The sequence below is a fragment of the Acinetobacter sp. UBA2063 genome, assembly GCF_002333245.1.
Lineage (GTDB): Bacteria > Pseudomonadota > Gammaproteobacteria > Pseudomonadales > Moraxellaceae > Acinetobacter > Acinetobacter parvus.
In genome coordinates, this window is record NZ_DDAH01000249.1 from 1 (window position 1) to 6,739 (window position 6,739).

The 6,739-nt window shown below is 41.2% G+C and carries 7 protein-coding genes and 1 pseudogene; 3 read left to right on the plus strand and 5 right to left on the minus strand.

What is annotated here, in order from left to right:
• Nucleotides 1-190: 190 nt before the first annotated feature.
• A complete protein-coding gene (gene brnQ / locus B4H32_RS11800; RefSeq protein ID WP_286803221.1) occupies nt 191-1,492 on the minus strand; it encodes a branched-chain amino acid transport system II carrier protein in 1,302 nt (433 codons plus the stop codon).
• Between the two features lie 352 nt (nt 1,493-1,844).
• On the opposite strand from brnQ, the gene map reads away from it, so the two are divergent.
• Nucleotides 1,845-2,642, plus strand: a complete 798-nt coding sequence (map, locus tag B4H32_RS11805) for a type I methionyl aminopeptidase (RefSeq protein ID WP_004680922.1) — start codon at nt 1,845-1,847, stop codon at nt 2,640-2,642.
• 19 nt (nt 2,643-2,661) lie between these two features.
• Here map and B4H32_RS11810 read toward each other — a convergent pair whose 3' ends face one another.
• Both B4H32_RS11810 and B4H32_RS11815 read right to left on the minus strand, forming a co-directional pair.
• The gene (locus tag B4H32_RS11810; protein ID WP_004759906.1) at nt 2,662-3,585 is read right to left on the minus strand and encodes a LysR family transcriptional regulator; all 924 of its coding nucleotides are present in this window, start codon (nt 3,583-3,585) and stop codon (nt 2,662-2,664) included.
• Nucleotides 3,586-3,640: 55 nt separating this feature from the next.
• A pseudogene (locus B4H32_RS11815) lies at nt 3,641-4,065 on the minus strand (guanosine-3',5'-bis(diphosphate) 3'-pyrophosphohydrolase).
• 79 nt (nt 4,066-4,144) lie between these two features.
• Here B4H32_RS11815 and B4H32_RS11820 point away from each other — a divergent pair.
• Complete coding sequence (locus tag B4H32_RS11820; protein ID WP_004680919.1) at nt 4,145-4,468, plus strand: hypothetical protein; 324 nt, start codon at nt 4,145-4,147, stop codon at nt 4,466-4,468.
• A gap of 50 nt (nt 4,469-4,518) precedes the next feature.
• Here the strand turns inward: B4H32_RS11820 and grxD are convergent, their stop codons facing one another.
• Nucleotides 4,519-4,860, minus strand: coding sequence for a Grx4 family monothiol glutaredoxin (gene grxD, locus B4H32_RS11825; RefSeq protein WP_004639270.1), 342 nt, complete (start codon nt 4,858-4,860; stop codon nt 4,519-4,521).
• 164 nt (nt 4,861-5,024) lie between these two features.
• Here grxD and B4H32_RS11830 point away from each other — a divergent pair, with 164 nt between their 5' ends.
• A complete protein-coding gene (locus B4H32_RS11830) occupies nt 5,025-6,239 on the plus strand; it encodes an aspartate aminotransferase family protein (protein ID WP_004680918.1) in 1,215 nt (404 codons plus the stop codon).
• A 63-nt stretch (nt 6,240-6,302) separates the two neighbouring features.
• Here the strand turns inward: B4H32_RS11830 and B4H32_RS11835 are convergent, their stop codons facing one another.
• The gene (locus tag B4H32_RS11835; RefSeq protein WP_004758215.1) at nt 6,303-6,734 is read right to left on the minus strand and encodes a CBS domain-containing protein; all 432 of its coding nucleotides are present in this window, start codon (nt 6,732-6,734) and stop codon (nt 6,303-6,305) included.
• Nucleotides 6,735-6,739: the final 5 nt, after the last annotated feature.

Consider the following 6,739-nt stretch of genomic DNA (forward strand, 5'->3'; position numbering starts at 1 on the left):
TGATAGAGTGTTTTTTACATTTTGAAAGATTTAGAATGCGAGCATGATGAATGATATTGCTATTATTTAATTAATGCCTCTTAAAAAATAAGGAATTGTCGTAAACAAAAAATGCACATTGGGTAAAGGAGCATTCTTCATATAGCTAAAATCATGTTTGGATAAAACGCGGTCTTAACGACAAATTATTTTAATTCTTGCCACCTGATAATCGGTCAATTGCAATTGCAATCATAAGAACGGCACATGATGGAAGTAACCAGGCAAGGTTTTGTTCACTTAATGGCAAGTGATCAATAAATTGTGGTAACTGCTGTGTAAAGCCAGCCGCTTTAATTGCCTCTACAATACCGAAAAGGAAAGCGATGGCGGTCACCGAACCTACAATCAGCGATGGCTTGTTCCAGTGTTTCCAGAAAAAGCTGAGCATGATCACCACGATTGCTGGCGGATAAATTGCACTTAATAAAGGAACGGAAAACGCAATTAGTTTGGTTAAACCCAAGTTGGAAATTAACAGTGAAAACCCAATCAGGATAAAAACCAGTAATTTATAGGGTAAACCAGTTAATTCATTAAAATACTCTGCACATGCGCAGGTTAAGCCAATCGCAGTGACCATACATGCCAGAAAAATCAAGCCAGCCAGGAACAATGAACCCAGGTCACCAAAGGCATGCTGCACATAGGCATGCAGAATGACTGCACCATTATCTGCATTTGCCGCGACTTCATGGCTGCCTAAACCAAGTTTGAACAGGCTGATATAAACAAGGGTTAAGCCTACACCTGCAATTAGGCTTGCGATAATTGCATATTTGGTTATCAGCTTGGAATCAGTTACTCCACGGGACTGAATGGCCTGAATAATCACAATACCAAGTACCAGCGCCCCTAAGGTGTCCATGGTCAAGTAACCACTGACAAAGCCCTCGGAAACTGGACTGTTGACGTAATGGTTAATCGGTGGAGAAATATAACCTGTCGGAATGGTAAAAGCTGCGATGCCCAGTATTGCAAGTGCAACAATTTTTAATGGTGCCAGTACGTGTCCGACTGTATCAAGCAGTTTATTTGGATAAAGAGAAACTGCTGCGGCAAAAGCAAAATAAATTACACTGTAGATCAGTAGGCTACTGCTTGATGTACCAAAATATGGTGCAAAACCAATTTCATAAGAAACGGTGGCAGTACGTGGTGTCGCAAATAACGGACCTACCGATAGGTAACAGACTATGGTCAGTAATAAGCTGGCAAAACGACCAAGAGGGGAACTAATGACCTCAATTGAGCCCTGCATACGTGACAAGGCCATGATGGTCATTACAGGTAGACCAACTGCGGTGATTAAGAAACCAAATGCAGCCAGCCATACGTGTTCACCAGCCTGCTGGGCAACAATAGGGGGGAAAATAATATTGCCTGCACCAATAAACAGTGCAAAGGTCATAAACCCCAAGGCAATAATATCTCCTGTACGAAGTTGGTTCATAAAGGGAGGTATAAAATAAAAGTGCGGATTTTAGAATAAAAATGCTGTCATTTGAAACCAATTTTATGTGAAAAACGGTTTATTTTTGTCTAAAAAGAAATGATTAAAATCATAGGATTAGCTTTGGTAAACTTAATTGTTTGAAAAGATTTTAAAAGTAAAAAATATCGTTTGTTATACTTTTTTCCTATGATGTTGATCGAAATTAAATGTAAAATAAAAAGTGTTTTTCAGTCGTAAAAAGATTGAAGATTTGAGGGCTAAGGCGTAAAACTACTGAAATATTGAATGCAGTATAAAAATGGCTCTGCATTACGAAATTAATTTGATTTTTACATAAGGAATATCTCGAATGAGAGCTTCTACTGTGACCATTAAAACGGAACAGGATATTGAAAAATTGCGTATCTCAGGGCGTTTGGCAGCACAAGTTCTAGAAATGATTGGTGCCTATATAAAGCCAGGTGTTTCAACTGAATATTTAGATGATATATGTAATGATTACATCGTAAACACTTTGCAGGTTATTCCTGCCAATGTGGGTTATCACGGTTTTACCAAAACAACCTGTATTTCTGTCAATGAAGAAGTATGCCATGCCATCCCCTCTGTCAAAAAGATTTTGCAGGAGGGTGACATTCTCAACATTGATGTGGCTGTGATTAAAGATGGTTATTTTGGCGATACCAGTCGGATGTACTTTGTAGGTGAACCAAGCCCTGAAGCTAAGAAATTAGTTGAAACGACTTATGATGCAATGTTGGCAGGTATTCGTACGGTCAGACCTGGAGCAACATTAGGCGATATTGGCTATGCAATTCAATCTGTTGCTCAAGCTCAGGGTTATAGTATTGTCCGTGAATATTGTGGGCATGGTATTGGACGTGTTTACCACGAACAACCCAATATCCTGCATTATGGCCAGAAAGGTCAGGGCATGGTATTGAAAAAAGGCATGGTCTTTACCATTGAGCCGATGGTAAATGCAGGTAAGGCGCAGGTGAAAGAGTTGAGTGATGGCTGGACAGTTGTAACACGGGATAAATCACTTTCTGCCCAATGGGAACATATGGTTGCCGTGACAGAGGATGGTTTTGAACTGCTCACCCCTTGGCCAGAAGGAACAGGACATTATTCTGCTATTTCATAAATGCAGCAAAGGCCCGATATTAATCGGGTCTTTTTATCGTGGAACATAGGGTAAGTTGTTCAACCAGATAGTCGATGAATACACGAACCGCTGGCAGCAAGCCCCGACGTGATGGATAAACTGCATGGAAGATTCCATGTGGCGCAGTCCATTCTGGTAATACTTTCACCAATTGACCAGATTTAATGAAATCCTGAGCGATGCTATCAGGCAATAGGGCAATTCCACAATTCTGACTGGCTAATTCTGCCAGCATCAACAAGTTCGAACCCATAATCACAGGGTTGACCTTGATCTTCTTCTGTTGCTGATGATCTGGACCTGACAGTAGAAAATGCTGGTCAAGATGCTCTTCAGCCATGCTGATAATACGATGTTCAGACAGTTGTTCAGGTGTGGTTAAATGCCCGAATTCATTTAAATAGGCCTGGCTGGCAAAAAGACGTTGTTCAATGGCTGCAAATTGTCTTAAAACCAGATTCGGGTCATCGTCCAGTTTGGAACGCACACGCAACGCCAAATCAATGCCCTCATTAATGACATCCACACGGCGGTTACTCACCATCATCTGCACACGAACTTCTGGATATGTTTTTAGAAAAGCGGGCAATATTTTTGCCATTTGATTCTGGGCAATATCCACAGGTACACTGACCTTGATAACACCACGTGGCTGACTGCTTAAATGATTCACGACATCATGTGCAGCTTGGGCTGCATTCATCATGACTTGTGCGTGACGATAGACATCCATACCAATGTCTGTTACAGCAAAATGACGTGAACTTCGCTGAATGAGACGTACACCGAGTTGTTCCTCTAGGTTATAAACTCTGCGACTGAGTTTGGATTTAGGAATATCAGTTGCGCGTTCAGCCGCACTAAAACCACCATGCTCAACAACAAGCGCAAAGCAATAAAAATCATCTAAATCCGTCAGCATTACGCTATAAGCTCCAATTTCTTGTCATCAAGTTAAATCAGTATAAACGTGATGATTAAACATTTTGGGTCAAAATATCCCGAACCTGTTTATATTCGTTTAGTCGCTCAAAGTCTTTGCTTGTTGGCGATGAAATCCGAGACAAGTCCATATTGTCATTGATATCTGCCAATTTCACAACACGCGCCAAGGGTTTTGTACGGTCCGTTGAGCGGCTTGTATTCGTGACTCACCTTTTTGTTTGGTCAGTGCAACGATTGCCTCGATAATGTGTGGTTGGAATCCCAACGCCTGTAAATCTTCGATGCTTGTCTCAGTATCTTCTAAGACATCATGTAGCACAGCAACAATTTTATGCTCAATCGTTGGAACATTTAGCATGACTCTTAACGGATGTAATATATAAGGGGCATTGGCTTTGTCAACTTGACCTGCGTGTTGTTGTGCTGCCAGTGCAATGGCTTGTTCAAGTGTTGCCATAAGCTAAATCCTTCTATTCAAGATAGATTCATACATCATATTCTTTTACACTGAATCAAATTTTTTACGCTGTAATATTATGTCATATCAACTCATCAACATTGTCGATGCAACTCAAAACATTTTATGCCCTTTTTGCCAACATGCCGTTTTGGATTGGCAGCAAGAACAATATATTCAGCCGTGTGAGCATACATTATTCATGGCAATGGATTTAGGTTTTGAGTTTATTGCTGATCGTTTTGAGGCGGTTTTGCCACAATCGGTTGATGAAATTCATGAAGATCCAAACATGAATGTTTTTATGACTGTGACGCAGGCAAACTATCCTGAAATGAAAATCTATAAGGCAGATTTGGGTGTGGAGGGAATGTTCCGCTATGTTGGTTTTAGTGAACAGTAAGTTTAGGCAAATAAAAAAGCCAATCATTTGATTGGCTTTCGTTTTTTAGCTTATGCTTCAGGAGCAGGGCTATACTGTTCAACTAATGGCTTTAACTCACCATTCTGGAACATTTCAAGCATGATATCGCTGCCACCAATAAGCTCGCCATTGATCCATAATTGTGGAAAAGTAGGCCAGTTGGCAATTTGAGGTAAAGTTGCACGAATATCTTGATTTTCCAAGATATTTACATAGGCAAATGGACGACCAATTTGGCTAAGTGCTTCTACTGCACGCGCAGAAAAACCACATTGCGGGAATTGGGGAGTGCCTTTCATGTAAAGTAAAACAGGGTGTTTCGCAATTTGATCACGAATTAACGCTACTGTATCACGCGCTTGTTCCGTCATAGATAGATCCTCAACTAATCTTGCCAAATTATATACTGAAAAACAGTTTACGAGCTATTGTTAAAGATTTTTCTTATATAAATGTGAGTTTATGCTTTCAATCTACGCAAGTTTTTGCTTATATAACTTTTTTACACTACAACTAATGATAGATTGAGTTTGTTATGACTAATATCACTCTTGCTCCTGTACAGCCTGATCAGCCAACACACCTTATGGCAACTTATGGTCGCCAGGCGATCAGCTTTGTACGAGGACGAGGGGCGTATCTATATACGGCGGATGGGACAGAATATTTAGATGCCTTGACTGGGATTGCCGTATGTGGATTGGGTCATGCTCATCCTGTGATAGCGGAAGCGATTGCTGAACAGGCCGCAACCTTGATTCATACCAGTAACTTATTTGAAATTCCTTGGCAAACCGCCGCTGCCCAGAAATTGGCTGAAGTTTCTGGAATGGAAGAGATCTTTTTCTCCAATAGCGGTGCTGAGTCAAATGAAGGCGCAATTAAAATTGCCCGTAAATTTGGTGCGCAACAAGGGATTGTCAATCCAAAAATTTTGGTTGCTGAACAGTCTTTCCATGGTCGTACCTTGGCAACCTTGTCTGCGACAGGCAATAAAAAGGTTCAGGAGGGCTTTGCGCCGTTAGTTCAGGGCTTTATCCGTGTGCCATTTGGGGATGTGGAAGCGATTCAGGAAGCGGCAATCCATCATCCTGATATTGTTGCAATCCTGATTGAACCCATTCAGGGTGAGGGTGGAGTCAATACTGCACCACAAGGCTTTAGCTATCTGGAAGAAGTCCGTGCTTTATGTAACCAGCATAACTGGTTGATGATGCTGGATGAAATCCAGACTGGAAATGGGCGTACAGGTAAATACTTTGCCTATCAACATACTAGTATTGTTCCTGATGTGATGACTACAGCCAAAGGTTTGGGCAATGGTTTCCCAATTGGGGCGGTGATGACCCAGGGTAAAGCGGTCGGTTTACTGGGTGCAGGCAGCCACGGTTCAACCTATGGTGGCACAGTGTTGGGCTCGCGAGTGGTATATACAGTACTGGATACACTTGAAAAAGAAAATGCGGTTGCAAATGCTGCTACTGTCGGTGCCTATATCGTGGATCAACTCAAAGCGCAATTGGCTGGTTACAATGTACAGGTGCGTGGTTTTGGTATGATGATTGGTATTCAACTACCAAAAGACTGTGCTGAACTGGTTGCGATTGCCCGTGATCAATATAAATTGATTATCAATGTCACGGCTGGTTCCGTGGTTCGTTTGTTACCGCCACTCAACATGACTCAAGCTCAGGCAGATGAGTTGTTGCAACGTCTTGTGCCTGCAATCCAGAACTTTCTAAAAGCATAGTTTTAGGTTTTTAAAATAAAAAAACAGGGCAGTGAATTGCCCTGTTTTTTTATTTTTATAGAATTAACCAGAGATATATTGTTGAAGCTGTTCAATCAGGATGCGTTGATCTTCCATTGCTGCTTTAACCAAGTCACCAATTGAGATAAAACCCACCAGCTTTTCTTGATCCAGTACAGGTAAATGACGTAAATGGCGATCAGTCATGAGCTGTAGACATTCCTCTACCGTATGGTTCAAGCCGACTGAAATGACCTTGGATGTCATAATGTCTGAGACTAGAGTGCTTTCTGATGTACGTTCCATCAAGGCGATTTTACGGGTATAGTCACGTTCAGAGAAAATTCCAACCACTTTTTCATCTTCTGCAACCACCAGTGCCCCGACACCTTTGTCTGCCATAATTTTAATTGCTTCAAGTACAGTCGCATTTGGTGAGATTGTAAAAATTGATTGTACTGCTTTATTCTTGATGACTTGAGCAACGATTGTCATTGTTT

Coding starts and splice junctions, on each gene's coding strand:
- brnQ (WP_286803221.1), bottom strand. CDS start 1,492: ATGAACCAACTTCGTACAGGAGATATTATTGCCTTGGGGTTTATGACC.
- map (WP_004680922.1), top strand. CDS start 1,845: ATGAGAGCTTCTACTGTGACCATTAAAACGGAACAGGATATTGAAAAA.
- B4H32_RS11810 (WP_004759906.1), bottom strand. CDS start 3,585: ATGCTGACGGATTTAGATGATTTTTATTGCTTTGCGCTTGTTGTTGAG.
- B4H32_RS11820 (WP_004680919.1), top strand. CDS start 4,145: ATGTCATATCAACTCATCAACATTGTCGATGCAACTCAAAACATTTTA.
- grxD (WP_004639270.1), bottom strand. CDS start 4,860: ATGACGGAACAAGCGCGTGATACAGTAGCGTTAATTCGTGATCAAATT.
- B4H32_RS11830 (WP_004680918.1), top strand. CDS start 5,025: ATGACTAATATCACTCTTGCTCCTGTACAGCCTGATCAGCCAACACAC.
- B4H32_RS11835 (WP_004758215.1), bottom strand. CDS start 6,734: ATGACAATCGTTGCTCAAGTCATCAAGAATAAAGCAGTACAATCAATT.